Genomic DNA, 322 nt, shown 5'->3' with positions numbered 1-322 from the left:
TAAAACAGGCCTATGAATTTGAAACAAACTCTCATCTCTTAGGATCAGAACACTTTGGTTCCCTCCTATTGCCAGAGATTTCATCATTCATTAACCAATGCTATAATTTAGGACCAAACAGACACGGGTTTTACTCGTCGTCTTCGTTATTAGATGAAGATGTGCTGTTTCCTTTGCCGGCAACCCAATACTGCTTGACAGCAACCATGATCTTCTCAGGCACCAGAGGGCCGTCCTCGTGGTCCATCAATTTAACGTCCCATCTCATGCCGGAAGCAATTTTCTTGACCTTGTTCATGACATCCACTTCGTCCCGCAAAAT

Annotated in this window: 1 protein-coding gene; it reads right to left on the bottom strand. The window is 43.8% G+C overall.

What is annotated here, in order from left to right; genetic code table 11:
* Window positions 1–130: 130 nt before the first annotated feature.
* On the bottom strand, window positions 131–322 hold a 192-nt coding region (locus tag DL891_RS16805; protein WP_157962608.1), incomplete at its 5' end, for a hypothetical protein.

Source organism: Homoserinimonas sp. OAct 916 (assembly GCF_003260275.1).
Classification (GTDB): domain Bacteria; phylum Actinomycetota; class Actinomycetes; order Actinomycetales; family Microbacteriaceae; genus OACT-916.
Note: the sequence above shows the minus strand (reverse complement) of the source record. Positions and strands in the feature narration are given on the sequence as shown.